This is a genomic window from Amycolatopsis camponoti (assembly GCF_902497555.1).
GTDB lineage: Bacteria > Actinomycetota > Actinomycetes > Mycobacteriales > Pseudonocardiaceae > Amycolatopsis > Amycolatopsis camponoti.
On sequence record NZ_CABVGP010000001.1, the window covers coordinates 3,666,315 to 3,689,398 of the forward strand.

27 protein-coding genes are annotated in these 23,084 nt (G+C 73.5%); 19 read left to right on the forward strand and 8 right to left on the reverse strand.

The window, feature by feature from the left end:
* From AA23TX_RS17325 to AA23TX_RS17335, 3 genes are read left to right on the forward strand one after another with little or no spacing between them, the layout of a single operon-like run.
* A complete protein-coding gene (locus AA23TX_RS17325; protein WP_155543532.1) occupies positions 1 to 318 on the forward strand; it encodes a hypothetical protein in 318 nt (105 codons plus the stop codon).
* Entirely contained in the window at positions 318 to 3,521 is a 3,204-nt protein-coding gene (locus AA23TX_RS17330; RefSeq protein ID WP_155543533.1) for a WXG100 family type VII secretion target, read from the forward strand. Before AA23TX_RS17325 ends, AA23TX_RS17330 begins: the two co-directional genes overlap by 1 nt.
* Positions 3,522 to 3,529: 8 nt before the next feature.
* Entirely contained in the window at positions 3,530 to 3,922 is a 393-nt protein-coding gene (locus AA23TX_RS17335; RefSeq protein WP_155543534.1) for a hypothetical protein, read from the forward strand.
* 19 nt (positions 3,923 to 3,941) lie between these two features.
* On the opposite strand, the gene AA23TX_RS17340 is transcribed toward AA23TX_RS17335, so the two are convergent.
* A complete protein-coding gene (locus tag AA23TX_RS17340; RefSeq protein ID WP_155543535.1) occupies positions 3,942 to 4,748 on the reverse strand; it encodes a class I SAM-dependent methyltransferase in 807 nt (268 codons plus the stop codon).
* 26 nt (positions 4,749 to 4,774) lie between these two features.
* Between AA23TX_RS17340 and AA23TX_RS17345 the strand changes: the two genes are divergently transcribed.
* The 3 genes from AA23TX_RS17345 (at position 4,775) to AA23TX_RS17355 (ending at position 6,838) form a co-directional block, all read left to right on the forward strand.
* Positions 4,775 to 6,322, forward strand: a complete 1,548-nt coding sequence (locus tag AA23TX_RS17345) for a glycoside hydrolase family 13 protein (protein WP_155543536.1) — start codon at positions 4,775 to 4,777, stop codon at positions 6,320 to 6,322.
* Positions 6,323 to 6,473: 151 nt separating this feature from the next.
* Positions 6,474 to 6,662, forward strand: coding sequence for a hypothetical protein (locus AA23TX_RS17350; protein WP_155543537.1), 189 nt, complete (start codon positions 6,474 to 6,476; stop codon positions 6,660 to 6,662).
* Complete coding sequence (locus AA23TX_RS17355) at positions 6,662 to 6,838, forward strand: hypothetical protein (protein ID WP_155543538.1); 177 nt, start codon at positions 6,662 to 6,664, stop codon at positions 6,836 to 6,838. Before AA23TX_RS17350 ends, AA23TX_RS17355 begins: the two co-directional genes overlap by 1 nt.
* Positions 6,839 to 6,845: 7 nt before the next feature.
* On the opposite strand, the gene AA23TX_RS17360 is transcribed toward AA23TX_RS17355, so the two are convergent.
* Positions 6,846 to 7,724: a PfkB family carbohydrate kinase gene (locus AA23TX_RS17360; RefSeq protein WP_155543539.1), complete on the reverse strand. Its 879-nt coding sequence runs from the start codon at positions 7,722 to 7,724 to the stop codon at positions 6,846 to 6,848.
* A gap of 263 nt (positions 7,725 to 7,987) precedes the next feature.
* Between AA23TX_RS17360 and AA23TX_RS17365 the strand changes: the two genes are divergently transcribed.
* Complete coding sequence (locus tag AA23TX_RS17365; protein ID WP_155543540.1) at positions 7,988 to 8,377, forward strand: STAS domain-containing protein; 390 nt, start codon at positions 7,988 to 7,990, stop codon at positions 8,375 to 8,377.
* 131 nt (positions 8,378 to 8,508) lie between these two features.
* Here AA23TX_RS17365 and AA23TX_RS17370 read toward each other — a convergent pair whose 3' ends face one another.
* The gene (locus AA23TX_RS17370; protein ID WP_155543541.1) at positions 8,509 to 9,438 is read right to left on the reverse strand and encodes a LysR family transcriptional regulator; all 930 of its coding nucleotides are present in this window, start codon (positions 9,436 to 9,438) and stop codon (positions 8,509 to 8,511) included.
* A 72-nt stretch (positions 9,439 to 9,510) separates the two neighbouring features.
* On the opposite strand from AA23TX_RS17370, the gene AA23TX_RS17375 reads away from it, so the two are divergent.
* The 6 genes from AA23TX_RS17375 to AA23TX_RS17400 are packed head-to-tail and all read left to right on the forward strand — an operon-like array spanning position 9,511 to position 13,464.
* Positions 9,511 to 9,876 (forward strand): CBU_0592 family membrane protein, encoded by a 366-nt coding sequence (locus tag AA23TX_RS17375; protein ID WP_155543542.1) that lies wholly within the window; start codon positions 9,511 to 9,513, stop codon positions 9,874 to 9,876.
* A gap of 52 nt (positions 9,877 to 9,928) precedes the next feature.
* Positions 9,929 to 10,849: a non-homologous end-joining DNA ligase gene (ligD, locus tag AA23TX_RS17380; RefSeq protein WP_196425360.1), complete on the forward strand. Its 921-nt coding sequence runs from the start codon at positions 9,929 to 9,931 to the stop codon at positions 10,847 to 10,849.
* Between the two features lie 56 nt (positions 10,850 to 10,905).
* A complete protein-coding gene (locus AA23TX_RS17385) occupies positions 10,906 to 11,502 on the forward strand; it encodes an STAS domain-containing protein (RefSeq protein ID WP_230862549.1) in 597 nt (198 codons plus the stop codon).
* Positions 11,503 to 11,558: 56 nt separating this feature from the next.
* Positions 11,559 to 11,978, forward strand: coding sequence for a DUF6292 family protein (locus AA23TX_RS17390; RefSeq protein ID WP_155543543.1), 420 nt, complete (start codon positions 11,559 to 11,561; stop codon positions 11,976 to 11,978).
* 32 nt (positions 11,979 to 12,010) lie between these two features.
* Entirely contained in the window at positions 12,011 to 13,003 is a 993-nt protein-coding gene (ligD, locus tag AA23TX_RS17395) for a non-homologous end-joining DNA ligase (RefSeq protein WP_196425361.1), read from the forward strand.
* Complete coding sequence (locus AA23TX_RS17400) at positions 13,000 to 13,464, forward strand: GNAT family N-acetyltransferase (protein ID WP_196425362.1); 465 nt, start codon at positions 13,000 to 13,002, stop codon at positions 13,462 to 13,464. The genes ligD (AA23TX_RS17395) and AA23TX_RS17400 overlap by 4 nt, the downstream gene beginning before the upstream one ends.
* A gap of 1 nt (position 13,465) precedes the next feature.
* Here the strand turns inward: AA23TX_RS17400 and AA23TX_RS17405 are convergent, their stop codons facing one another.
* Complete coding sequence (locus AA23TX_RS17405) at positions 13,466 to 13,981, reverse strand: hypothetical protein (RefSeq protein WP_155543544.1); 516 nt, start codon at positions 13,979 to 13,981, stop codon at positions 13,466 to 13,468.
* Between the two features lie 160 nt (positions 13,982 to 14,141).
* On the opposite strand from AA23TX_RS17405, the gene AA23TX_RS17410 reads away from it, so the two are divergent.
* Positions 14,142 to 14,483, forward strand: a complete 342-nt coding sequence (locus tag AA23TX_RS17410; RefSeq protein ID WP_155543545.1) for a DoxX family protein — start codon at positions 14,142 to 14,144, stop codon at positions 14,481 to 14,483.
* Here the strand turns inward: AA23TX_RS17410 and AA23TX_RS17415 are convergent.
* Positions 14,441 to 15,295, reverse strand: a complete 855-nt coding sequence (locus tag AA23TX_RS17415; protein WP_155543546.1) for an alpha/beta fold hydrolase — start codon at positions 15,293 to 15,295, stop codon at positions 14,441 to 14,443. The genes AA23TX_RS17410 and AA23TX_RS17415 overlap by 43 nt on opposite strands.
* A gap of 78 nt (positions 15,296 to 15,373) precedes the next feature.
* Here AA23TX_RS17415 and AA23TX_RS17420 point away from each other — a divergent pair, with 78 nt between their 5' ends.
* Positions 15,374 to 15,685 carry a hypothetical protein gene (locus AA23TX_RS17420; RefSeq protein WP_155543547.1) on the forward strand — a complete coding sequence of 104 codons (312 nt, stop codon included), beginning with the start codon at positions 15,374 to 15,376 and terminating at the stop codon, positions 15,683 to 15,685.
* A 3-nt stretch (positions 15,686 to 15,688) separates the two neighbouring features.
* Here the strand turns inward: AA23TX_RS17420 and AA23TX_RS17425 are convergent, their stop codons facing one another.
* Positions 15,689 to 16,711: an alpha/beta hydrolase-fold protein gene (locus AA23TX_RS17425; RefSeq protein ID WP_155543548.1), complete on the reverse strand. Its 1,023-nt coding sequence runs from the start codon at positions 16,709 to 16,711 to the stop codon at positions 15,689 to 15,691.
* A gap of 135 nt (positions 16,712 to 16,846) precedes the next feature.
* Between AA23TX_RS17425 and AA23TX_RS17430 the strand changes: the two genes are divergently transcribed.
* Genes AA23TX_RS17430 through AA23TX_RS17440 form a run of 3 tightly spaced genes read left to right on the forward strand, consistent with a single transcriptional unit; the run spans position 16,847 to position 18,510 of the window.
* Entirely contained in the window at positions 16,847 to 17,530 is a 684-nt protein-coding gene (locus AA23TX_RS17430; RefSeq protein WP_155543549.1) for a hypothetical protein, read from the forward strand.
* Positions 17,530 to 18,075: a DUF6529 family protein gene (locus AA23TX_RS17435; RefSeq protein WP_155543550.1), complete on the forward strand. Its 546-nt coding sequence runs from the start codon at positions 17,530 to 17,532 to the stop codon at positions 18,073 to 18,075. The genes AA23TX_RS17430 and AA23TX_RS17435 overlap by 1 nt, the downstream gene beginning before the upstream one ends.
* Positions 18,076 to 18,084: 9 nt before the next feature.
* Positions 18,085 to 18,510, forward strand: coding sequence for a Rieske (2Fe-2S) protein (locus AA23TX_RS17440; protein WP_155543551.1), 426 nt, complete (start codon positions 18,085 to 18,087; stop codon positions 18,508 to 18,510).
* On the opposite strand, the gene AA23TX_RS17445 is transcribed toward AA23TX_RS17440, so the two are convergent.
* Entirely contained in the window at positions 18,507 to 20,018 is a 1,512-nt protein-coding gene (locus tag AA23TX_RS17445; protein ID WP_155543552.1) for a hypothetical protein, read from the reverse strand. The two genes, AA23TX_RS17440 and AA23TX_RS17445, sit on opposite strands and share 4 nt — an antisense overlap.
* A gap of 669 nt (positions 20,019 to 20,687) precedes the next feature.
* On the opposite strand from AA23TX_RS17445, the gene AA23TX_RS49625 reads away from it, so the two are divergent.
* On the forward strand, positions 20,688 to 21,602 hold the full coding sequence (locus AA23TX_RS49625) for a DUF3800 domain-containing protein (protein WP_196425363.1): 915 nt from the start codon (positions 20,688 to 20,690) through the stop codon (positions 21,600 to 21,602).
* On the opposite strand, the gene AA23TX_RS17455 is transcribed toward AA23TX_RS49625, so the two are convergent.
* On the reverse strand, positions 21,592 to 23,022 hold the full coding sequence (locus tag AA23TX_RS17455) for a serine/threonine-protein kinase (RefSeq protein WP_155543553.1): 1,431 nt from the start codon (positions 23,020 to 23,022) through the stop codon (positions 21,592 to 21,594). The two genes, AA23TX_RS49625 and AA23TX_RS17455, sit on opposite strands and share 11 nt — an antisense overlap.
* Between the last annotated feature and the right edge of the window lie 62 nt (positions 23,023 to 23,084).

The following is a 23,084-nucleotide window of genomic DNA, read 5'->3' on the forward strand; positions in this document are numbered from 1 at the left end:
ATGAGCGGCGGGGGGTACACCGCGACGACGGAAGCGTTGTCGACGGCGTCCAAGACCATCGGGGACCTGGCGGAGCACCTGCTGGACGACAACCCGGACCTGGAGACCCCGGCGGTCACCGCGGAGGGCTTCGGCAAGGCGCACAACGCCCACGCCGCGAAGTACACCGCCGGCGCGCAGGCGCTCTGGGCTGCGGTCTCCGGCTACAGCACCACGCTGAGCTCGTTCGGCACCAACCTCGGCACCGCCGGGTCGAGCTACAGCGCCAACGAGGACAACCAGTCGGGCGCCATCACCGACGCCGGGGGCTCGCTCTGATGGCCGAAAAGAAGAAGTGGTCCGACGTCAAGGCGATCCTCGACGACCCGAGCGTCCCCGCCGGGCAGAAGAGCGCGCTGATCAGCAGCTGGCTGCGGGAGAACCCGCCACCGCCGCCGTTCCTGGCCGACCAGGAACCGGACGACATCAAGCAGAAGCGGCAGGAAGCCGAGAAGTACGCCGGCGCCTACAACGCCAACCCGCTCTTCGCCGGGCAGTCGGTGGACGAGGCCTACGACAAGGCCAAGTCGAGCGGTGACCAGAACTCGTACAACGAGGATCAGGAAAAGAAGGCCGTCGACGACGGCAAGACGAAGCTCAACGACACGAAGCCGCCCGCCGCCGGCGAGAACGGCGGCGAATCCACCGGCACGAAGACGTCGGACGAAATCTTCGACGCCGCCGCGCCCGCGCTGAAGCTGTTCGAGACCTTCGGGTCGCTGCTGGCGAAGATCCCCGACGACTGCCGCGGCAACACCCGCGCGCTCGACCTCGACAAGGACATCCGCGCGCCGTTCGACGAGCAGCGCGGGATCAGCTTCAAGAACTTCGTCGACGACGCCGCGCACTTCAAGACCGGCTCCGAGACGGTCGACCGGACGCTGGAGGACACCGGGTCCCAGCTCGGCAGCCTGTACAAGACGTGGAGCGGCGCCGGTGCCGACGCGGCGTCCGACACCTACAACGACAAGATCCAGCCGAAAGCGGCGAAGCTGTCCCAGACGCTCGGCGACTGCGGCGAAGCGACGCTGACCACCGCGACCACGGTGTTCCAGCTGTGCAAGGGCAAGGCCGACGCCGTCATCGGCATGTACACCGACCTGGTCGGCAAGGCCGACTACACGATGGCGCAGAAGGTCATCGCGGTCGCCAGCGGCGAGCACGGCAACGAGCAGGACCTGGCCCAGATCGCGGGCTGGATGGACCTCAACTTCGGCACCAACCTGGTCAAGACGCTCAACGACCAGGGCTGCTGCGACGGCGACGAGATCAAGAAGCACGGCCAGGACCTGGCCAAGCAGTGGATCCAGAACCAGTTCAACCCCGACATGTGGGATCGGCTCTACAAGGGCTTCGAGAAGACCTGCAAGGACACCAAGGACCTCGTCGACCAGGCGTACGACGCGCTCGACAAGGTCATGGGCAAGGTCAAGAACGAGTTCGAGGGCGTGTCCATGCCGGGCGGGTCCGGCTCGGGTGCTCCCGGCGGCGGTGCCACTGGTGGCGCGGGCGGCGGTCCGGGTGGCTCGGGCAACGGCTCGGGTTCCGGGTCCGGCTCGGGTGGTTCGGGTTCCGGTTCGGGCGGTTCGGGTTCGGGCGGCTCGGGGGCCGGTGGAGGCGGCGGCCAGGTGCCGCCGATTCCCGAAGGCAGCTCCGGCTCCGGTGGCAGCGGCCTCGGCGGCGGTTCGGGTGCCGGGGGCTCGGGTACCGACCTGCCCAGCGGCGCGGGCGGCGGCAGTGGTTCGGGCAGCGGTTCCGGGGCCGGCGGCGGCGGTTCGGTGCCGCCGATCCCCGACGTCTCCGGCGGCGGGTCCGGCTCGGGGAGCGGTTCGGGTTCCGGCGCCGGCTCGGGTGCCGGGGGTGGGGGCTCGGTGCCGCCGATCCCGGATCTGGACACGTCCTCCGGCGGCGGAGGTTCCGGCCTCGGCTCGGGCGGTGGCTCGGGTTCCGGCTCGGGTTCCGGTTCCGGTTCCGGTTCCGACGACACAGCGCCGTCGTCGGCGCAGTCGCAGGCCGACGCCGCCAAGGAGCAGGCGGCCGCGGCCGCCGAAGCGGCCAAGCAGAAGGCCGCGGACGCGCTGAAGGAGTTCAGCGGCGAAGGCATCAAGACCGACTCCGGCGAAGGCGCCGGCGGTCTCGGAGGCAGCGGTTCCGGCAGTGGCGAAGGCCTCGGCGGTGAAGGTCTCGGCAGCGGGTCCGGCACGGGCGGCGGTTCGGGGTCGGGCTCCGGTTCGGGTGGCGGGTCCGGCTCGGGTTCGGGTGGTTCCGGCGCCGACGACGGCAAGGCCGCGGCCGAGCAGGCCGCCGAAGAGGCGAAGCAGAAGGCGGCCGACGCGCTGAAGGAGTTCAGCGGCGAAGGGATCAAGACGGATTCCGGCGAGGGGGCCGGACTCGGCGACCTGCCGGGCGCCGACAAGGACGGCGACGGCAAGCCGGACAGCCCGCTGGGTGTCGACAAGGACGGGGACGGCAAGCCGGACAACCCGCTGGGCGTCGACAAGGACGGTGACGGCAAGCCGGACAACCCGCTGGGCGTCGACAAGGACGGCGACGGGAAGCCCGACGGCCTGCTCGGCGACGACAAGGACGGCGACGGGAAGCCCGACAAGGACGGCGACGACACCCCCGACACCCTGAAGGTCAAGCAGGGCGACAAGACCTTCGAGATGACCGAACCCGACCACGACGGGAAGATGGACATCAAGGTCGGCGAAGGGTCCGACGCCGCCAAGGACTTCAAGCTCGACTGGTCCAAGGACGCCGACGGTCCACAAGGGACCGGCGACGACACGTACTGCCCCGGCCCCGACGGCAAGATCCACATCGAGGACGGCGACCTCAAGATCACCGCCGAGCGGCCCGACGGCCCGGACGGCCCGACCGTCGTCACCGTCGACGACGGCAGCGGCACCCCGACCACCTACACCCTCGGCGAGGACGACAAGGCCTCCGGCGCCCTCGGCGACACCCCGGAAAAGAAGCTCGACGACCTGCCCACCCACCGCGGCACCCTCGAGGACCTGCCGGCGCACGACAGCGGCAGCGGCGGCGGGGACGGCCACGGAGGCGGCGGCCACGGCGGCGGTGCGCCGGCCGGCATCGGCGGCGGCTCCCACGGGGGCGCCGGCCTTTCGGCGGCCGGCCTCGGCTCGGTCGGCGAGGGAGCAACCGGCGGGCTCGGCGACACGCCGACGTCCGGCGGCGTCCACAGCGGCGTCGGCGCCACCCAGTCCCAGCCCGCGGCCGCGTTCGCCCCGGCCGGCGCGCCGACCGGGCCCGGCGGCCAGTCGGGGATGTCCGGGATGGGCGGCATGGGCGCGATGGGTGGTGCCCACGGCGGCGGCGGGGGAGGGGACACCGAGCGCCGGTCGTCCGCCTACCGGATCGACGGCGCGGTCTTCGACAACCTCGGTGAGCCCGGGCGCCGGATCATCGGCTCCCTCAACGACGACGAAGACCCGCCGTCCGCCCGGACCTGGTAGGAGGACGCATGAGCGAGATCGACGCGATGAAGGCCGAGCTGGACGGTCTCGTCCGCGAACAGTCCGAGCGGCGGGCCCTGCGCGAGCAGCGGGGCGAGGAGATCAAGGCCCAGTCCCACGAGTACATGACCAAGCAGGTCCAGGCGGCCGAACGGTACGTGCAGCACGTCCGCGAGATGGCGCAGCGCAAGACGAAGTCCGGCTGGAGCACGGACCGGGGCACGACGGAACCGCCGTCGGCGTTCGCCACGGACGCCTTCGGTGACGAGCCGGGCTCGGCGTCGCCGTTCGCGTCGACGCCGGAGTCGCGGCCGTTCGCCCGTGACGAAGGCTCCCGGCGCGCCCGCCGTCCGCGCGCGGCGGAGGCCGACGACGACGGGTACGACAACAACCCCTGGTGACGACAGTCCACTGTGGACGTCAGTGCCAGAGGTCGACGGCGATCTCGCGCAGCCGCTCGGTGAACGTCCCGGCCGGGTTCGCCCGGTGCAGCACCGCGCGGAGCTCGGTCTCGAACTCCGCGCGGCGGTCGCCGAACAGGTGCGGAGCCGCGCTGGACAGCGAGAAGACACTCGCGACGACGTCGTCGGCCGTGCGCGTGACGACCCGGCCCGGGACTTCGAACCGCCGCGGCCCGCGGAACCCGGCGGCGCGGTAGATCTCCGGCTCGCCGGCGGCCGTGCCCCCGGGCAGGGAACCCTGGCCGGCGCGCCGCACCGGCCCGAGGAACGCCTGGACCAGCTCGGTGATTTCCGCACGCGGCACGGACCCTTCGGTGCCTTCGTGCGTCGTCGCGTGCACGTGGGCGCAGACGCCGCCGGGCTCGAGCATTCCGCGCACCGCGGTGGCGACCCGTGCCCGGTCGAGCCAGTGGAACGACTGCGCGAACGTGACCAGCCGGAACCGGCCGAGCCCGGCGGGCAGTTCTTCCGCGCGCCGGTGCACCCAGCGGCAGTTCCCGATCCCGGCGAGGGCGGCGAGCCGGGCCGCTTCGCCGAGCATGTCCGCGTCGGCGTCCAGCCCGACCGCCTCCTCGAACGAGCCGGCCAGCAGCAGCGTCAGCGAGCCGGGGCCGCAGCCGACGTCGAGCAGGCGCCCCGACCCGTCCGGCGCCAGCTCGGCGGCGAAGGCCGTGGCGAGCTCCAGGGGATAGGCGGCGCGGCCCCGCGCGTAGTACCCGGCACTGCCCGAATAAAGGGACGGATCCCACTTCCACGCGTCGGTCACGGCCCCAGCGTAGATACTCGGGTGTCATGGACTCCGCGAACTGGTGGCGCGACGCCGTCGTCTACGAGGTCTACGTCCGCAGCTTCGCCGACGCCGACGGGGACGGCACCGGGGACCTCGCGGGCCTGCGCTCGCGCCTGGGCTTCCTGGCCGACCTCGGCGTCGACGCCGTGTGGACGACGCCGTGGTACCGCTCGCCGATGGTCGACGGCGGCTACGACGTCGAGGACCACCGGACCCCCGACCCGCTGTTCGGCACGGACACCGACGTGCTCGACCTGGTCGCCGAGGCGCACCGGGTCGGGCTGCGGCTGCTGATCGACGTCGTGCCGAACCACACTTCCGACCGTCACCCGTGGTTCCGCGCCGCGCTGGCCGGCGGGCCCGAACGCGCGCGGTACCACTTCCGGCCGGGGCGCGGTGCGGACGGCGAGCTGCCGCCGACCGACTGGCGCAGCGTCTTCGGCGGGCCGGCGTGGACGCGGGCCGCCGACGGCGAGTGGTACCTGCACCTGTTCGCCCCGGAGCAGCCCGACCTCAACTGGGACGACGCCGATGTCCGGGCGGAGTTCGAGGACCTGCTGCGGTTCTGGTTCGCCCACGGGGTCGACGGCGTCCGCATCGACGTCGCCCACGGCCTGCTCAAGGACCCGGCGTTCCCGGACCTCGCCGCGGACGGCGACGCGCACCCGCACTGGGACCTCGACGGCGTGCACGAGATCTACCGGTCCTGGCGCAAGATCGCGGGGGAGTTCGGGCCGGACCGGGTGTTCGTCGCGGAGGCGTGGGTCGACCGGCCGGACCGCCTCGCGCGGTACGTGCGCCCGGACGAGCTGCACACGGCGTTCAACTTCGACTTCCTGCGCTGCGACTGGGACGCGGCGGCGCTGCGCGAGGTGATCGACCGGACGCTCGCGGCACTGGAGGCGGTCGGCGCACCCGCGACGTGGGTGCTGTCCAACCACGACGTCGTCCGCCACGTGACGCGGTTCGCGCCCGGCGGCGACCTCGCGCGGGGCCGGCGCCGGGCTCGCGCGGCGCTGCTGCTGATGCTGGCCCTGCCCGGTGGGGCGTACCTGTACCAGGGCGAGGAGCTGGGGCTGGAGGAGGTCGAGGACCTGCCCGAGGAGGTGCTCGCCGACCCGACGTGGGAGCGCTCCGGCCACACCCGCCGCGGCCGCGACGGCTGCCGGGTACCGCTCCCGTGGTCGGGGTCGGCGCCGCCGTTCGGCTTCGCGCCGGAGGGAACGAGCCCGTGGCTGCCCCAGCCGGCCGGCTGGCGCACGGCGACCGCCGAGGCCCAGGCGGCCGAGCCGGGCTCGATGCTCCGGCTGTATCGCGCGGCTCTCGCGGCCCGCCGGGCGCACCCGGCACTGGGCGACGGCACGCTGGTCTGGTTGCCGGCGTCTCCGGGGGTGCTGTCCTTCGCGCGCGAGCCGGGGTTCGGGTGCGTGGTGAACCTGTCGGCGGAGCCGTGCGAGCTGCCGGAGGGCTCGCGGGTGCTGTTGTCGAGCGTCCCGCTGGAGGGCGGTCGGCTGCCGGTGGACGCGGCGGTGTGGCTCGTTCGGGACTGAGGTGTCGGCTTGGTGAGAGCCACTGCGGTGTGGCTCGTCAGGAGTTGAACCGATGTCACCCGTACGGGTTGAGTGAAGCGGTGTGAAACCGGGAGCGGTGGGGTATCCGGTCGCGTTCGTTGCCGCTCATTCCGTGCCGGAGGTTCGTCCGATGCCCGTCCGCACCCCGCGCCCGCCCGCCACCGACGTCGTGGCCATGGCGCTGAAAGTCCTGGTGGCTCAAGGAATGACGGGCGCCGCCGCGCAGGCGGCCCTGATCTCGATGGCGCAGGAGCGCGGCCTGGCCGTGCGGAACTGCGCCGGGCTGATCGTGGCCGCCGTCGACGGGAGGATGGGCTGATGGCCGTCGCCGGGGGATTCTCGCGGGCCGGGAACGCCGACACCGGCGGAGGCGTGCTGCTCGCCGTCGGGCTGGTCGTCGCGTTCTTCACCTGGTGGTCGTGGTGGACGGCGGCCGGGATCGCCCTGGCCGCCGCCGGCGCGCTGTGGCTCGCGCTGGCGAACCGGGCCGGGTGACCCGCCCTCAGGCGTGGACGGTTTCGAGCCGCCGGGGCCGCAGCCGGTCCAGGACGGCACCGGACAACCGCGGCCGAGCACCCGCGTGCTCGGTCGTCGCCGCGGCCGCCGCGACCGCCAGGCACGCCGCCGTCTCCAGCGGGCGGCGTCGGGTCAGGGCCGCGGTCAGCGTCGCGACCAGCGCGTCGCCGGCCCCGGCCGGGTCGACCACCTCGGTCTCGACGGCCGGCACGAACCACGACTCCGCCGGTCCGGCGAACAGGGTTCCCTGACCGGCCACCTCGAGCACGACCAGCGACGGCCCCCGCCGTCGCAGGTCCGCCGCGGCGCGGGCCGCGGCGGCGGCGTCCGTCACCGGCGCTCCGGTGAGCAGCTCGGCCTCGCGGTCGTCCACGTGGACGACGTCGGCCAGCGCGAGCAGTTCCGCGGCGGACTCGGCATCTTCGGACGCGCCGTCCAGGACGACCCGTGTGCCCGCGGTCCGCGCGAGCCGCGCCGCCAGCAACGCCGCCGGCGCGGGCTGCTGGAGCTGGACGATGACGGACCCGGCGGCCGAGATGGGGGCGGCCGCGGCGAGGACGTCGGTCTCGGTCACCAGCGTCGCGTCGGGGACGTGGCCGACGAGCGCGGTCTCGGTGCCCGGCCGGCGGACCACGTGCGAGGTGCCGATGCGATCGGCCCGGGCGCGGGCGCGCAGGGCGTCACCGGTGGCGTCCTGCCCGACGACGCCGACCAGCGACACCGCCACCCCGAGCTGGCTCAGCGCCAGGGCCTGGTTGGCGCCCTTCCCGCCGAGCAGCTCCCGTCCCCGGCCGGCTGATGCGTCCGGGGCCTCGACGACCAGGTCACGGGCGATCTGCCCGACCACCACGACTTCGCTGAACATCACCGGTACCGCCGGTCCATGGGGCCTCCTCGGTTGGCGAAGTTCGACTACCCCCGCGCGGGCGCTGCGCAAACCGCTCGATCGGGTCGTGCGGGCCGGCGTCCCGCGTTCGAGTGGCATCGGCGGGGCGACCGAACGGCGCTGGTCGGCGCCCCGGCGAAAACCGGACGTTTGCCCTCCGGAGGTTTGGGTATCAAGATCCCGACCTTGATCACCCTCGCTGCGACGCCGGCCCGCGCCGGCGCGGAAGGCCTGCCGAACCCGTGTCCCCGACCCTCCCGGTGCCCAGCCGGTCCGCGCCGCTCACGGCGCGCCGGACGGAGTACCGCCCCGGTCTGCTGGTGCTGACCTTCGCCGGCGAGATCGACGCCCTGACCTTGCCGATCCTGAAGCGCGAGCTGGCGGCGTCGCCACCGGGGACGACGGTGGTGGACCTGTCCCACGTGGCGTTCCTCGGCCTGGCGGGCGCCCGCACCCTGGCGGCGGCCGCGGAGCTCGCGGGGCAGGAGGGCGGGCGGCTCGTGGTGGTGGCGAGCAGCCGGACCCTGGCCCGGCTGTTCCGGATCACGGGGCTGGCCGAGGTCGTCCCGATGTTCGCGTCGCTGTCGGACGCGTTGCGCGAGTTGCTGGCGTCGGGGGCCGCGGCCTGCTGAGCGCGGGCATTCCTACCGGGCTTCGCCGGCGGCGAAGGTAGCTTCCGCCGCTTCCAGCCGTGGGACCGGGACGCCCGGCCGCCGTGCTTCCTCGTGCTGGACGGCCTGCGGCGGTCGCCGTGAGACGTCGGCTACGAGAGATCGTGGTGGGAGACGGCCACGTCGAGGTCGGCGGCGAAGGTGACGATCGAGTCCAGGACGGTCACCACCTCCTTGCGCGGTTCGGAACGCGTGGTGCGGTGGCGGGCGATGAGGGTGCGGGTGCCGAGGCCGGGCAGGGACACCGCCTTGACCCCGTCCGGCACGGCTTCGCGCACCGCGAGCGCGGGCACGAGCGCGATGCCCAGGCCGCCCGCGACCATCGAGAGCGCGACGTTGTAGTCGTAGTAGCTGTGTCCGGGCGTCGGCACGGTGGGGAACCCGCGGCGGGTGCGCTCGGTGGCGGCGTGCGCCGCGGTCTCCGAGTCGACGCCGAGCCAGGTGAGGTGCTCCAGGTCGGCGATGCTCGTGGGGTCCGCCATGCCGGTGGGAAGAATCACCAGCCACGGCTCTTCGAGCACCGGGACGTCGCGGGTGCCGCGCGTCGGCTTCCCCTGGCTCGCCGGGCTTGCGTCTTCGAGGATGAGCAGGTCGACCGCGCCGGACCGCAGGGACTGCAGTGCCTTCCGGGTCTCCATCTCGCGGATCACCACCTCCAGCGCGGGGAACTGCTCCCGCAGTCGGCGCAGGAGCGGGATCAGCAGCGTGCGGATGACCGACTGGAAGGCGGCGATGACGACCGTGCCGGTCACGTCTTCCTGAAGGGCCGCAAGGGCTTTGCGCGCGTCGATCAGCTCGGCCTCGATGTGCTCGGCGGCCTCGGCCAGCACCCGCCCGGCCGGCGTCAGGACGGCGCCGGAGGGCTGGCGGTCCAGCACCGCGGTGCCGGTCGACTCCTCGAGGCGGGCGATCTGCTGGGAGACCGCCGAGGGTGTCAGGTGCAGGAGGTCGCCGGCGGCGAGCACGCCGCCGGCGCGGTGCACGGCGAGCAGGACGGCCAACCGGCGGGGATCGATCTGCATTCAGCAGAGCTTAACCCCCGGGGCAGATAACTTCGATTGCGCTGCACCCCGGCCGCCGGTCACGATGGCGGCATGGAGGAAATGATGTCCCTGGCCGCCACCGCGGCCGGGTGGGTGGGAGCACTGGGTACCGCTACGGCGTACGGCCTGGTTTCCCGTCGGGTGGTCGCACCGGAGTCGGCCACGTTCCAGTCGCTGAACCTGTCGGGTGCCACGCTGCTGGGCGTCTCGGCCGCCGCCACCGGCTCGTGGCCCGCGGTCGCGGCGAACTTCGTGTGGGTCCTGATCAGCGTCATGGCGTTGATCAGCGCGCGCGGCGTCGTGGACGCGGTCCGCCGGCGCCTGCGTCCGCGGTGGGGCGGCGCCCCGGTGCCGGAGGACCATCGCGCCGACGAGCCGGCCGAAGCGGTTCCTTGCCGCCTCGCGGCCGAGGTCTGAGCACCCGTCGGCAATACGTCCGTACCACGACCACGGGTGCTAGCGTGACGTCGTGGCGGGGAGCCGGATCACGGTGCGCGTGGGTGAGCGGCAGCTCACGCTCTCGAACCTCGAAAAGGTGCTCTACCCGCGCCACGGCTTCACCAAGGGCGAGGTGCTCGACTACTACACGCGCATCGCGCCGCTGCTGCTGCCGCACATCCGTGACCGGGCCATGACGTTCGTGCGGTTCCCCGACGGTGTGGCCGGCAGCTCGTTCTTCGAGAAGGACGTCTCGCGTCACGCACCCGACTGGGTGCGCACCGCCCGGCTCACCGTCGCCGGCCGCGGCAAGGCCCCCGAGGTCGTGGCCTACCCGCTGATCAACGACCTGCCCGAGCTCGTCTGGGCCGCCAACCTCGCCGCGCTCGAGCTGCACGTCCACCAGTGGACCGTCGACGCCGACGACGAGCGGAGCACGCCGGACCGGCTCGTGTTCGACCTCGACCCCGGTCCCGGCGCGACGGTCGTCGACTGCTGCCGCGTCGCCGAACGCCTGCACGACGTGCTCACCGGCGACGGGCTCACCCCGGTCGCGAAGACCAGTGGTTCCAAGGGCATGCAGCTCTACGCGGGAGTGGTGACGACGGACGCCGGCGAGACGTCGCAGTACGCCAAGGCGCTCGCCGAGCGGCTCGCGGCCGAGACGCCGGACCTCGTCGTCGCGCGGATGACGAAGACGCTGCGGCCGGGCAAGGTCTTCATCGACTGGAGCCAGAACAACCCGTTCAAGACGACGGTCGCGCCGTACTCGCTGCGCGGGCGCGACGAGCCGACGGTGTCCACTCCGGTCACGTGGGACGAGGTGCGTGCGTGCCGGCACGTGACGCACCTGCGGTTCACCGCCGACGAGGTCCTGGAACGCGTCGACGATCTCGGCGACCTCTTCGCCGAGCTGGGCCGCACGCGCGTCCCGATTCCTGCGTTCGGCTGAATTTCGGAATTCGCAATTCCGCGCGGAAACCGCGCCGGTTCCGGCGGTGGCGGCCGATGAGCCGAACCGAAATTGCAAAACACGGTTCCGACCAGGCGATTTCGATCATCCTTTGTGGATTGCTGCACGTGCAGACGGCCGTGTCGGTGCACGGCCCGCCGACCGGGTGTGGTTCCGTTGTGCGACAAGCTGGACGAACTGGGTACGGTCTACGCGTAAACCGTCATCCCGAGCCGTCGGAGCCGGTCATGAGGATCCAGAAACCGCCGCGGCTTTCGCGAGCATTCGGTCGTTCTCCGGCCGGTGCGTTGTGCGAGCCGTTCTCGGTCACGACGACGTTCCCCGGTGGACGGACCACTCTTGTCACGGTGGTGGGCGACATTGATCTCGCGACCGTCGCCATTCTTGTCGAATGCGCGGAAACCGCTTTGCGGGTCGGCGGCCCGCTCGTGATCGACCTCGGCGGGGTGACGTTCTGTTCGGGTGCCGGCCTCCGGGCCCTGCACCGGGTGCGGCGCCGCGCCGAAGCGGCGGCCGTCCCGCTCGCGTGGGTGGTGCGCACCCCGGCGGTGTGGCGAGTGCTGCGGGGAACCGGTGCCGCCGGCTTCTCCTGCTACCGGGATCGGGCCGACGCGCTGGCGTCGGTCGGCTGATCCGCTTGTCCCGGCCGGGCAGGGTGCCCGCCGGGTTCCGGGAAGAAAGGAAACGGGTGTCCGTCCTGATCGACACCGATCTCGAGTTCTGGTTCCAGCGCGGCCTGCGCGCGTACCTCGGCGAGGTGGCCGGGGCGCTCGGCTTCGGCCTCGAGTCCTGCACCGTGGACGTCGACGTCCCGGTATCGGCCTACGTCGCGGTGGACTGGCGGTTGCGCCGGTTCCCCGACCGCGACGTGGCGCTGCTGTGGGACGAGGTGCACGGCTGGGCCGCCGCGGTCGAGGCGGCGTGCGGGGAGGAGATGATCGTGCTGGCCTACCTCGGCGGGGCCGACATCCTGCCGCCGTCGCGCGCGATCGTGCGCTTCCTGGCCGCGTTGCGCGCCGGGGACCTGGAGCCGGACGGGCCCGGTACACCCGTGCTGCGCCGCGCCGGGAGCCACCAGGAGCTCCTGCCGTTGCTGCCGGCCGGGTGACGCGGGCCGGGTCGGTCCTCCACACTGGAGCGATGGGGACGGTGCCGGACGCGGTGGCGCCGATGCTGGCCGTCGACGGGCTCCTCCCGGACGACGACCACCACGGCTACGAGTGGAAGTGGGACGGCTTCCGGGGCTGCGCGCGGATCGCGGACTCCGGCGAAGCCCGGATCACCAGCCGCAGCGGCAGCGACCACACCCACCGCTACCCCGAGCTGCAGGACGTCTTCGCGGCCGCGCTCGGCGGTCACGCGGCGGTGCTCGACGGCGAGGTCGTCGCGCTGAACGCGGCCGGCCGCCCCGAGTTCGAGCTGATGCAGCGCCGCGCCATGCACGAGCCGACACCGAAGCTGCGGGCCGAGGTCCCGGTGGTCTACTTCGCCTTCGACCTGCTGCGGATCGGCCCGGAGTCGCTGCTGGACCGGCCCTACGAACAGCGCCGCGAGCTGCTCGCGGAGCTGGTCCGGCCCGCGGACGGCCGGCTCGTGGTGCCGCCCTGGTACACCCGCGCCGACATCGGGCCGGACCAGCTGCTGGCGACCGCGGCCCAGCACGGCATCGAGGGCGTCGTCGCGAAGCGGCTGGACGCGCCGTACCTGCCCGGTGCCCGGTCGCCGTCGTGGACGAAGCGCGCGCTGACCCAGACGCGCGAAGTGGTCGTCGGCGGCTGGCGGACCGGCGCCGGCCGCCGCACGGGCACGCTCGGCGCGCTGCTGCTCGGCGGCTACGACGACCGAGGCGCGCTGGTGTACATCGGCGACGTCGGCACCGGGTTCACCGACGACGCGCTCGACCGCCTCCGTGCCGTCCTCGCGCCGCTGGCCCGCGCGGAGTCGCCGTTCGCCACGGAAGTGCCGCGCGAGCGCGCCCGCGGTGCGCACTGGGTCGAGCCGGACCTGGTCGGCGAGGTCGTCCACCGCCGCGTCACGCCGGATCTGCGGCTGCGCCACACCTCGTGGCGCGGGCTGCGGCCGGACCGGACGCCCGCCGAGGTGCGGGTGCCGAAACCGACGGGGGAGTCATGACGGCACCGGTGCGCCTGGTCGAGATCACCGACGGCAACCGGGACGCGGTGTGCGCTCTGCGCGTCCGGCCGGGTCAGGAGCGGTTCGTCGCGTCGGTGGCGAAGTCGCTGGAGGACGCCGCGACGACGCCCGAGGGCGAGCCCTGGTTCCGGGCCGTCTACGCGGGCGACGAGCCGGTCGGCTTCGTGATGCTCAGCTGGGACGTCCCGCCGGGCCGTCCGGGCATCCTCGGGCCGTACTACCTGTGGCGGCTGCTCGTCGACGGACGGCACCAGGGCCGCGGGATCGGCCGCGCGGTGCTCACCGAGGTCGTCTCGCTGGTGCGGGCCGACGGCGCGACCGAGCTGCTCACGAGCCACGAACCGGGCGACGACGGCCCAGGCGCCTTCTACCGGAAGTTCGGGTTCACCCCGACCGGCGAGATCGACGACGGCGAGACCGTGCTGCGCCTCGCGTGGTGAGCTAGCTGCCCAGCTGCAGGCCCAGGTACACGCCACCGCCCGCGGCGAGCGCGCCGAGGAGGAACCCCGCCACGTGCGGGAATTCGAGATCCTCGAGCAGGGCCTCGCGCCCGAGCGCGACGAGCAGGCCCAGTCCGCCGAGCACGATCAGCAGGACGTCCGCGCCGACGGTCGCGCGCAGGTCGACCACCGTGCCGCTCTTGCGCACGAAGAGGACCCGGTCGGTCACCTTCGAGACCTGGACGACCACCGGCGTGCCCGGCTCGGTGTCGAGCGCCTGCTGGAGGTCGCCGAACTCCCAGTCCGCCGCGCCTGCGCTGCGGACGGTGATGAAGTACGTCGTCGACGCGGCCGTGTCCTTGCCGGGCGGGTGGTACTCCTGGCGGTGCGCGACGACCGTGCCTTCGATGTCGTAGGTCGGGGCGTCCCGCACGGTCAGGTCGTGGACGGCGAAGGTGAGCATGCCGGCCGGGATCGCGAACCACAACACGGTCCCGATGAGCCGCAGCACGATCATCGGGACAGCCGACCACGGGCGCGGGTGCGCCGGGAGGGGACAACGACCGTCGCCGGGGTTGTGACCGCGGTCACGGTCGGTCACATCGGTCCGGTCGGTGGAGTCGTGGGGGTGACGGACCCGGAAACCCCCGGGGCCCGCGATCCCCATAGGAGTTCCGATGTCCACCGCGTACCTGATCGTCACCCTCTTCGCCGCCGCGTTCGTCGGGTTCTCGGCCGTCTCGGTCTTCGCCCGGGCGAAGTGGGTCGTCGAGCCGATCACCTCGTACGGCGTGCCGGAGGCGTGGTGGCCGTGGCTGGGCGCGGCGAAGGCCGCCGGCGCGCTCGGGCTGGTCGCCGGGTTGTTCGTGCCGGCGATCGGCGTCGCCGCGGCGATCGGGCTGGTGCTGTACTTCCTCGGCGCCGTCGTGACCGTGGCTCGCGCCCGGTCGTACGGGCACCTGGCGTTCCCGGTGCTCTACCTGGCTCCGGTCGTGGCGTCGCTGGCGTTGCTGTCCTGAGCGGCGAGCCAGGTGAGGGCGTCGGCCGCGTGATCCAGCACGGAGATGTGGCCGTCACCGGGGGTGAGCCGGAGCTCGGCGCCGGGGATCCGCTTCGCCAGCCACCTGCTGTGCGTGGCGGGGATCATCCGGTCGTCGGCGCCGTGGACGAGGAGCGTCGGCGCGGTGATGGCCGCGGGATCGCAGCCCCACGGCGTGACGTAGGCGAGGTCGTCGTCGACCAGGCCGGCGGCACCGAGGGCCGGCTGGACGACCTCGTCGAGCCAGGACCACGACCCGGTGAGGGCGGCGAAGTCGGCCTTGGTGAAGACCTCGGGATCGAACTGGGCGGCGGCCTCGTGCTTTTCCTTGGCAGCCCGCCCTTCGGTGGCGGCGCGCAGCGAAGCGGCACTGGCGGCGGCCATGCCGTCGAACCACCCCTCGGCCCCGAAGGGCGCGACGGCGGCAAGGCTCGCGACGGCTTTCACACGACCGGGCACCAGAGCCGCGGCGGCGAGAGCGTGCGAGCTGCCGCCCGAGTGCCCCATGACGGCGAAGCGGTCGATCCCGAGAGCGTCGGCGACGGCGGCGACGCACTCGGCGGCGTTCCCGACGCGCCGGTCCGGCAGGTGCGTGGAGCGACCGTAGCCGGGCCGGTCGTAGGAAACCCAGCGCACGCCGAGCCTTTCGGCGAGCGGCAGCAGCGGCCCGGGCGGCGCGCCGAGGTTGGGCGTGCCGTGGTGCCAGAAGACGGTGAGCCGCGCGGGGCCGCCGGTGTCGTAGACGTGGAGCGTGCGCCCGTCGGGGAGGGTCAGATCCGTCTCGGTGACCATGGGCCGAGCCTAGCCGGTGTAACGAAAAGCCGGTCCGGATCGTCGGAAGACGACACCACCACCACGAGGGGAGCCGCCATGAGCACCGGGAACTACGCGCCGCTGGGCGACGACCGGCATCCGGTCAACGTCTGGTACGACGAGGGAACGCAGTCGATCCACCTGACCTGCAGCGACCCGCGCCTGACCGACGAACATGGGCAGAAGCCGGGCTTCCGCACGGTGTTCACCGCCAATCCGCGCTCGGCGGACTACAGCCCGGCCAACTTCAACCGCCTCGCGAGGTACCTGCGTCAGCAGGGCAAGCCGGCGCCCGACGAGGTCGCCCTGCACCCGCGGCACCTGGCTCAGCGCGGCGAAGTGATCGAGGCGCTCGCCACGGACGGCTGAGCGTCAGCGGGCCAGCTTCTCCGCCAGCCACGCCAACGACAACGGGTACCGGTAGTCGATCGCGGCGTGACCGGCCTCGAACAGCTCGAAGTGGATCCGCTCCGCCGGCAGCCCCGCCTCGAGCACCTTCGCCCGGAACGCCTCCGCGCCGACGTCGAGGTAGTACTCGTCGCTCGTGCCCGCGTCGATCCACACCGCGCGCCACGAGCTCACCGCCTCCGCGCGCGACGGGACCATGCGCACCGGGTCCCAGTCCAGCCAGCGTTGCCACACCTCGGGCCGCAGCACGCCCGTCGCGGGGTCGAACGGCAGCTCCGGTGTCCCGTCCGGGCTCGCCGAGAAGCACGCCGACACCCCGATCAGCTGGAGCAGCGTCGCGTCCTCCGGGCGGGTGAACGCCGGCCGGGCGCGGAAGTCCGCCCACCACGCCTGGATGTCGCGGTCGTAGCCGCGCAGGGCACGGACCGCCTGCCCGAAGTCCGGGACGTAGCACAGCTCGTACAGCGAGTCGCCCGCGTGCGTCGCCAGGGCGCCGAACAGGTCGGGACGCAGCATCGGCGTGATCATCGCGCCGAACCCGCCGGACGACTTGCCCGCGATCGCGCGGGACTCGCGGTCCGGGATCGTCCGGTAGCGCGCGTCCACCCACGGCACGATCTCGTCGCAGAGGTACGAGTGATAGCGGCCCGTTCCCGGCGAGTCGACGAACTGCGAGCCGCCGTACGCGGTCCACGCGTCGACGTACACCACGACGCAGCCCGGCGCGCCGCCGGCGAACACCGCGTCGGCCGTTTCGACGAACGGCTGCCGGAACGGCGTCCGGTTGGCCCACATCGACAGGTGCCCGGTGTAGCCCTGGATCACGTACACGACGGGGTACCGCTCGGTGCTGTCGTCGTAGCCCGGTGGGACGTACACCCACAGCGGCCGTTCGTGCGGGTCGCCGAGCGGGTTGTCCCGCAGCAGCGCGGATTCGACGGTGTGCCGGTCGAGCCGGCCGGCGAGGTCGCCGTCCCAGGGCAGCATGCCGCCAGTCAACCACGACCCAACCGCTTGCACGGGCTAAGCGATACCTCTTTTCCGCGGGTAGCGTTGAGCCGTTCCGCCCCGACCTCCGTGTTATGGGCACGGTGGTGGGTCAGGGGAATGCGGGGAAGAACCATGAGAAATCCGGGGCCGTTGTTCACACTTCTCGCGGGCGTCGTGCTCGCCGGCGGGATCGGGATCGTCAACCTGGCGACCGGGACCGGCGTCGCGCCGGTCGCCGGGGCCGCCAACGCGGCGAGCGTCGGGAGTACTTCGGCGCCGCCGCCGACGACGTCCGCAGCGCCGAAAGCCGCAGCGCCGAAAGCGGCTGCGCCCGCCCGGGCGGACTACGCGGGGCGCGTCACCGGCGGCGGCGCGTCCGTCGCGGTGTCGGTGCGTGACGGCCACGCCATCGCCTACCTCTGCGACGGCAAGAAGGTCGAAGCCTGGCTGCAGGGCGTGACGGTCGGCGGGAAGCTGGACCTCAAAGGGGCGAAGAACGCCAGCCTGACGGGCAGCTTCGACGTCGCTTCGGTCACCGGGACCGTGACGGCGGCCGGCAAGACCTGGCAGTTCAGCGCGCCCACGGCCGCGAAGCCGGCGGGGCTCTACCGCGCGGCGCCGAAGGTCAAGGGCAAGACGGGCAAGGTCGGCTGGATCGTGCAACCCGACGGCAGCCAGGTCGGCATCCTCACGACGGAGGAGGATTCGGCCGCCGCGCCGGCGCTGAACTTCGCGTCCGGCGCCACCGCGACCGTCGACGGTGTGCCCGTGACCGCCGAGCCGGTCAGCGGCCTGGCCGGGAACGGTGACTTCTGATGACCACGGCGGGCAACCGCGCCGGGGTCGCGCTCCTCGTGCCGCTCGTGGTCGGCGCCGTCGTCTCGCTGGTGCTCGGCGTCTACGGCAGCCTGCACACGCCGACCGGCGTGGCCGTGAACGTCGCCGGGTTCTCGAGCCCGATGTCGGTGAAGGCGTGGCTCGCGACGGTCGTCGTCGTGCTGGCCGTCGTCCAGCTGCTCTCGGCGCTGGCGATGTACGGCAAGCTCGGCCGGACCGCGCCCGCGTGGGTCGCGCCGGTGCACCGCTGGTCGGGGCGGCTGGCGTTCCTCGTGTCGATCCCGGTGGCGCTGCACTGCCTCTACGCGCTCGGGTTCCAGTCGTTCGACACCCGCGTGCTCCTGCACTCCCTGCTGGGTTGCTTCTTCTACGGCGCGTTCGTCGCGAAAATGCTGCTGCTGCGCAGGGACGGCGCGCCCGGCTGGTCGCTCCCGGTCTTCGGCGGCCTCGTGTTCACCGCCCTCGTCGGGCTCTGGCTGAGCGCGTCGCTGTGGTTCTTCACCCAATCGGGCTTGACCTTCTAGGGGGCGATCGTGGGTAACGAGGACATCGATCCGGGGATCGCCCGCCGGACGGCGCTCGCGGCGGTGGGCGCCGGCCTGGTGGCGGGGTGCAGCACCTACGGCGGCGGTTCGGGCACGTCGTCGCCCGCGGCGCCACCGCCCGCCGCGGGGACGGAGCTGGGCGCGGCCGGTGACGTCCCGGTCGGCGGCGGCAAGGTGTTCGCGGACAAGCAGGTGGTGGTGACGCAGCCGGCGGCGGGGACGTTCGCGGCGTTCTCGGCGATCTGCACGCACCAGGGCTGCACGGTCGACGCCGTCGCGGACGGCACGATCAACTGTCCGTGCCACGGCAGCAAGTTCAAGATCGCCGACGGCTCGGTCGCGAACGGCCCGGCGTCGCGGGCGCTGGAGAAGAAGACGGTCACCGTCGCGAACGGCAAGATCACCCTGGCCTAGACGTAGGCCTTCGCCACGGTCTTCCCGTCGATGGTCCACAGTGGACTCGACCGGTCCGGTGGGCCGCGGAGGGGCTCGCCGTCCGCACAGGCGAAGCGGGTGTCCGGGGCGGAGTCGTCCGCGACGGCGGTGCACTGCGTCCCGTCGTCCAGCGTGAGCAGGAACGGGTCGGCGGTCCCGCCGGGCTGCGGCGGGGACGGCAGGGCGCCGGCGTAGGTGAGCAGCACGGCCTTCGTCGCCGACGTCGGGCAGACGACGCGCGTTCCCGTCGCGGCGAAGCACGGGTCGTAGGTGGTGGCGCCGGTCGTGCAGCGGTAGGCGTCGTGGCGGCCGGAGACCGCGGACACCGAGCCGCAGGCGCCGGTCGCCCGTGCGGTCGTGGCGCCGGTCCGGGGCCGGTACTCGACGGTCTGCGTGAACCGCTGCGCGCGGCTGGTGGTGACCGTGACCTCGAAGGCGGGTGCCGGTGCCGCCAGGCCGTTCGTCACCGGCCCGATCCCGGCGTCGAGGAACCGGCGCACGACGTCGCCGCCGTCCGGCCGGCACGGCGCGAGAGCGGCCCAGACGGCGGCCGCCGGGCGGTCCGCGGTGTGGTGCGCGGCGCCGGCCTCGGCGGCACAGGCCAGCACCCCGGCGGCCGGCTCGGGGGCGCCGGGCAGCCCGAACAGCGCGGCCAGGCGGTGTGCGGCCGCGGTCAGCGTCGTGCCCATGCCGGGGCCCGGTTCGGCCTGGCCCTTGAGCGTCGCCGGCAGCTGCCCGAACGGGACGTCGTAGGTCACGCCGGAGCCGGGCCACAGCAGGTCGCGCTGGCGCGGGCGGCCGAACAGCTGCACGGCGGACGTGCTCGCGGCGGTGGTCCGGGCGGTGGGGTCGGGCCAGCCGGACGGCAGGGCGAGCCGGTAGGGGACTCGCGCGTTCGACGTCAGGGTGACGCTCGCGCGGCCGTTGCCGGCGGTGACGCAGGTGGAGATGGGGGCCGCCGGGCCGGCCCCGCCGAGTCCGATGACGACGCCGTCGGAGCTGGCCGTGCGCCCGGCGCAGTCCGGCCGCGGCGCCGGGTCGGGCACGACCTCGCGGCCCAGCGCGGCGAAGTCGAGCAGCCCGCCCCAGAAAGCGCCGTTCCGGTTCAGCTCCGCGACGATGCTCCGGGTCGGGGCGTCGTAGATCGCGGGCACGAGCCGGGTCCCGGTGACGACGACCGGCGCGAACCCGGCCGGCGGCGCGCCGGGGACGAGGATCCGCACCCGCGGCGGCCGGACGCCTTCGAAGCTCAGGTCGGCCCCGCCCCCGATCCGCCGGGTGAAGGCCGCCGCGAACCCGGGTTCCCCCGTGGGCCGCACGGAAACGCGAGTCCCGGCGGGCGCATCGACCTCGACCCCGGCGACGGCGACCGTCCCACCCGGACCGGCCGCGAACCGTTGCTGCACGAGGACTCCGGCACCGCCCAGCAGCGACAGGGCGACGGCCGCGGCCAGCGCGAGCCGGGCGGGCCGGTCGTTCGTGGCCATCGGAGCCTCCCAGAGCACGTACTCTTCGCTAGTCACCGGACCGGTCATGGTCGTTAGCCGCCGTGGCCCAACCGTGACGGCCGGGGCCGGCCCGGTGCGGTGGTGGCTCAGGCTAATGTCGCGCGGGCGTTCGGGCGATCCGGTGACCGCTGTTTTTCGCGGAAGTTCTCGATGCGGTCGTGGTGACGGCGCCCAGCACGGTCCGGCGCGGTGGTGGCTCGGGTCGGCGGCCGAGGACGGCCGGGCGCTCCGTTGAATCGCCGACTTTGCGGAAGTTCTGGGCGGTTCGCTGTGGCGACGACGGAGTTGGTCGGTCGCGGTGGTGGCTCAGGTCCAAGTCACGTGCGCGCCGGTGATGGCCGGTTTCGAGAGTGTCTCGGCGCGATCGTGCGGCTCATTGACCGCGCGGGGGCTTGGTCTGGCGCCGTGGCCGAGCTGGCGGAGGTGAACGTCGCGGTCCCGTGGGCGTCGCCGGACCATCCACACCCGATGCCGATTGTGGACAGCTTCGGCTCGGCTGCCGATTTCCGGCCGTTCCGTCGCACCTCGCCAATAGACTGGACCGGGGACGCCCCCCAGGGAAGGGCGGGGGCGTTTCGGCGGGCGAGGACGGCCGCGGCCGCCGGTAATCGGTCGCCGTCAGTCCTGCCGTCTGGCACCATCGGACCGGTGAGCCCGGTCGAGATCGCCTGCGACGAGTCGGGCTCGGAGGGCGAAAACCTGGTCGGCGGGGAAACCGATGTCTTCGCCCACGCCGGCGTCCGGCTGACCCCCGAAGACGCGCGGGGCTGCGTCGAAGAGATCCGCGCCCGGATCGGGTCGCCCGCCGAGGAGTACAAGGCCAACCACCTCCTGCGCGGCAAGCACCGGCCGGTGCTCGAATGGCTGCTCGACCCCGCCGGCCCGCTCGCCGGGCGGGGGCACGTCCACCTGACCGACAAGACGTTCTTCGCCGTGCGAGCCGCGGTCACGCTGCTGGCCGAGGACGGCACCGACGCCATGGCCCGCACCCTCCACCGCGCCGGCCCCGCCGCCTTCGGCCCCGGGCGATGGGCGTACTTCCTCGCCGCGTTCACCAGCGTCCTGCGCCTCAACCCGCGTCGCGGCATCACGACGTCTCCGGAGCAATTCTTCGCCCTGGCGAGCGAACTGGCCGGCCAGGGCGAAGCCGGCGAGATCATGGCCCGGCTCGCGACCGGTGCCGACCGCGTGGCCGCCTACCGCGCCCGGCTGGCGAGCGACCCCGGCCTGGTCCCGGTGCTGGACCCGCTGGTGCCCGCGGTGATCCACACCGTCCGGCACTTCAGCGCGGACGGCACCCCGGTCGCCCTGGTCCACGACGAACAGCTCGCCCTGACCGCCGAGCGCGTGCTGCAGCTCAAGGTCACGCTCGGGCACCGGCTCGCCGGCGTCCGGTTCGTCGACTCCCGGTCCGACGCCCGCGTGCAGGTCGCCGACTTCCTCGCCGGGGTCGCCCGCCGGATCGCCTCCGACGCGCTAAACGGACGCGGCGACGCCGTCCTGACCACCCTGCTGCGGTCCTTTGTGGACATCGAATCCGTCTGGAACGGGCTCAGCAGCTGACGACCTGCGCGGGCGACGTCGTGTTGTCGAGCCGCTTGACGTACGCGCTCCCGCCGCGCCGCGCGCACGCGGACTCCTTGGCGGTGAACGGCCCGTCGAAGACCGCGTACACGTCGGCGCCGTTCACCTGCTGCCGCAGCGAGCCGCAGCCGGTGGTCGGCGTGTGCAGGTAACGGGCGCCCGGGTGGGCGTCGAGGAGCCGCTGGACGTCGGCGCGGTAGCGGGCGGGCGTGATCGCGGAGCCGAGCACGACGACGTACGAACCGTCGCAGGCCGGCGTGCTCATCGCGGTCGCCAGGCCGAGGTCGGCGCCGCTCGCGACGCTGGTGGCGACGGACGTCCGGACGCTCACCCGCGTGGTCGTGACCGGCACGGGGCTCGACGGCGGCGCGGCCGGGGCCGAGGACGTCGGCGGCGCCGAGGTCGCGGCCGGCTGGGCCCGGGTCGAGGGCTGCAGGACCGCGAACCACCCGACGACTCCGAGCAGCGCGAGCAGCGCCACGCCGGCGACCACCCACGGCGCCTTCGAAGCCCGGGGCGGGCTCACGGCCGGCTCCACCCGGGTGGCCGGCCGGGTCGGGGGAGCGGCGGCCGGGATCGGGCTCGTACCGCCGAGCGCGGCCCGGGCGGCGTCGGCCAGCTCGGTGACGCCGCCGAAGCGCTCCGCGGGGTTCTTCGCCATGCCCCGCGCGATCACCGCGTCGAACGCCGCGGGCAGCCCGGGCCGCAGCGTGCTCGGGCGCGGGGGCGGCTGGTGCAGGTGCGCGCCGATCAGCGACGCGGCCGTCGACGCCGGGAACGGCTTGCTGCCGGTCAGGCACTGGTGCAGCACGCAGGCGAGCGAATAGACGTCGATGCGGTGGTCCACCGGCGCGTCGGTGAAGCGCTCGGGGGCCATGTAGTCGAGCGTCCCGACGGCGCCGCCGGTGGCGGTCAGCTCGGTGCCGGGCCCGGCCGCACGGGCGATGCCGAAGTCCACCAGGTAGGCGAACCCGGTCGCGCCGACCAGCACGTTCGACGGCTTGACGTCCCGGTGCACCAGCCCCTCGGCGTGCGCGGCGGCCAGGGCCTGGGCGACCTGTCCGACGACGTCGACCGCCTCGGCCGGGGTCAGCGGCCCGCCCGCGCTCAGCCGGGTGCCGAGGTCGTCGCCGTCGACCAGGCGCATGTCGAGGTAGAGGCGCCCGTCGATCTCGCCGTAGGCGTGGATCGGGATGACGTGCGGCTCGCGCAGCCGCGCCACGGCGTGCGCCTCGCGCCGGAACCGCTCCTGGAACTCGTGGTCGGCGGCGAAGTCCGCGGACAGCAGCTTCAGTGCCACGACGCGGTCGTGGCGGGTGTCGTAGGCGCGGTGGACCTCGCCCATGCCCCCGCGGGCGATGAGCGACTCCACCCGGTACGGCCCGAACTGCCAGCTCACGCGTTTCCCTCCGCAGACGCCGGGAATTCTGCCCTACGCCGGATTACCTGACTATAGTCAGG

Excerpts from the sequence above, each read along its gene's own strand:
- AA23TX_RS17325 (WP_155543532.1), top strand. The coding sequence starts at position 1 with ATGAGCGGCGGGGGGTACACCGCGACGACGGAAGCGTTGTCGACGGCG.
- AA23TX_RS17330 (WP_155543533.1), top strand. The coding sequence starts at position 318 with ATGGCCGAAAAGAAGAAGTGGTCCGACGTCAAGGCGATCCTCGACGAC.
- AA23TX_RS17335 (WP_155543534.1), top strand. The coding sequence starts at position 3,530 with ATGAGCGAGATCGACGCGATGAAGGCCGAGCTGGACGGTCTCGTCCGC.
- AA23TX_RS17345 (WP_155543536.1), top strand. The coding sequence starts at position 4,775 with ATGGACTCCGCGAACTGGTGGCGCGACGCCGTCGTCTACGAGGTCTAC.
- AA23TX_RS17350 (WP_155543537.1), top strand. The coding sequence starts at position 6,474 with ATGCCCGTCCGCACCCCGCGCCCGCCCGCCACCGACGTCGTGGCCATG.
- AA23TX_RS17355 (WP_155543538.1), top strand. The coding sequence starts at position 6,662 with ATGGCCGTCGCCGGGGGATTCTCGCGGGCCGGGAACGCCGACACCGGC.
- AA23TX_RS17360 (WP_155543539.1), bottom strand. The coding sequence starts at position 7,724 with ATGTTCAGCGAAGTCGTGGTGGTCGGGCAGATCGCCCGTGACCTGGTC.
- AA23TX_RS17370 (WP_155543541.1), bottom strand. The coding sequence starts at position 9,438 with ATGCAGATCGATCCCCGCCGGTTGGCCGTCCTGCTCGCCGTGCACCGC.
- AA23TX_RS17375 (WP_155543542.1), top strand. The coding sequence starts at position 9,511 with ATGGAGGAAATGATGTCCCTGGCCGCCACCGCGGCCGGGTGGGTGGGA.
- AA23TX_RS17385 (WP_230862549.1), top strand. The coding sequence starts at position 10,906 with ATGAGCCGAACCGAAATTGCAAAACACGGTTCCGACCAGGCGATTTCG.
- ligD (WP_196425361.1), top strand. The coding sequence starts at position 12,011 with ATGGGGACGGTGCCGGACGCGGTGGCGCCGATGCTGGCCGTCGACGGG.
- AA23TX_RS17400 (WP_196425362.1), top strand. The coding sequence starts at position 13,000 with ATGACGGCACCGGTGCGCCTGGTCGAGATCACCGACGGCAACCGGGAC.
- AA23TX_RS17405 (WP_155543544.1), bottom strand. The coding sequence starts at position 13,981 with ATGATCGTGCTGCGGCTCATCGGGACCGTGTTGTGGTTCGCGATCCCG.
- AA23TX_RS17410 (WP_155543545.1), top strand. The coding sequence starts at position 14,142 with ATGTCCACCGCGTACCTGATCGTCACCCTCTTCGCCGCCGCGTTCGTC.
- AA23TX_RS17415 (WP_155543546.1), bottom strand. The coding sequence starts at position 15,295 with ATGGTCACCGAGACGGATCTGACCCTCCCCGACGGGCGCACGCTCCAC.
- AA23TX_RS17420 (WP_155543547.1), top strand. The coding sequence starts at position 15,374 with ATGAGCACCGGGAACTACGCGCCGCTGGGCGACGACCGGCATCCGGTC.
- AA23TX_RS17425 (WP_155543548.1), bottom strand. The coding sequence starts at position 16,711 with ATGCTGCCCTGGGACGGCGACCTCGCCGGCCGGCTCGACCGGCACACC.
- AA23TX_RS17430 (WP_155543549.1), top strand. The coding sequence starts at position 16,847 with ATGAGAAATCCGGGGCCGTTGTTCACACTTCTCGCGGGCGTCGTGCTC.
- AA23TX_RS17435 (WP_155543550.1), top strand. The coding sequence starts at position 17,530 with ATGACCACGGCGGGCAACCGCGCCGGGGTCGCGCTCCTCGTGCCGCTC.
- AA23TX_RS17445 (WP_155543552.1), bottom strand. The coding sequence starts at position 20,018 with ATGGCCACGAACGACCGGCCCGCCCGGCTCGCGCTGGCCGCGGCCGTC.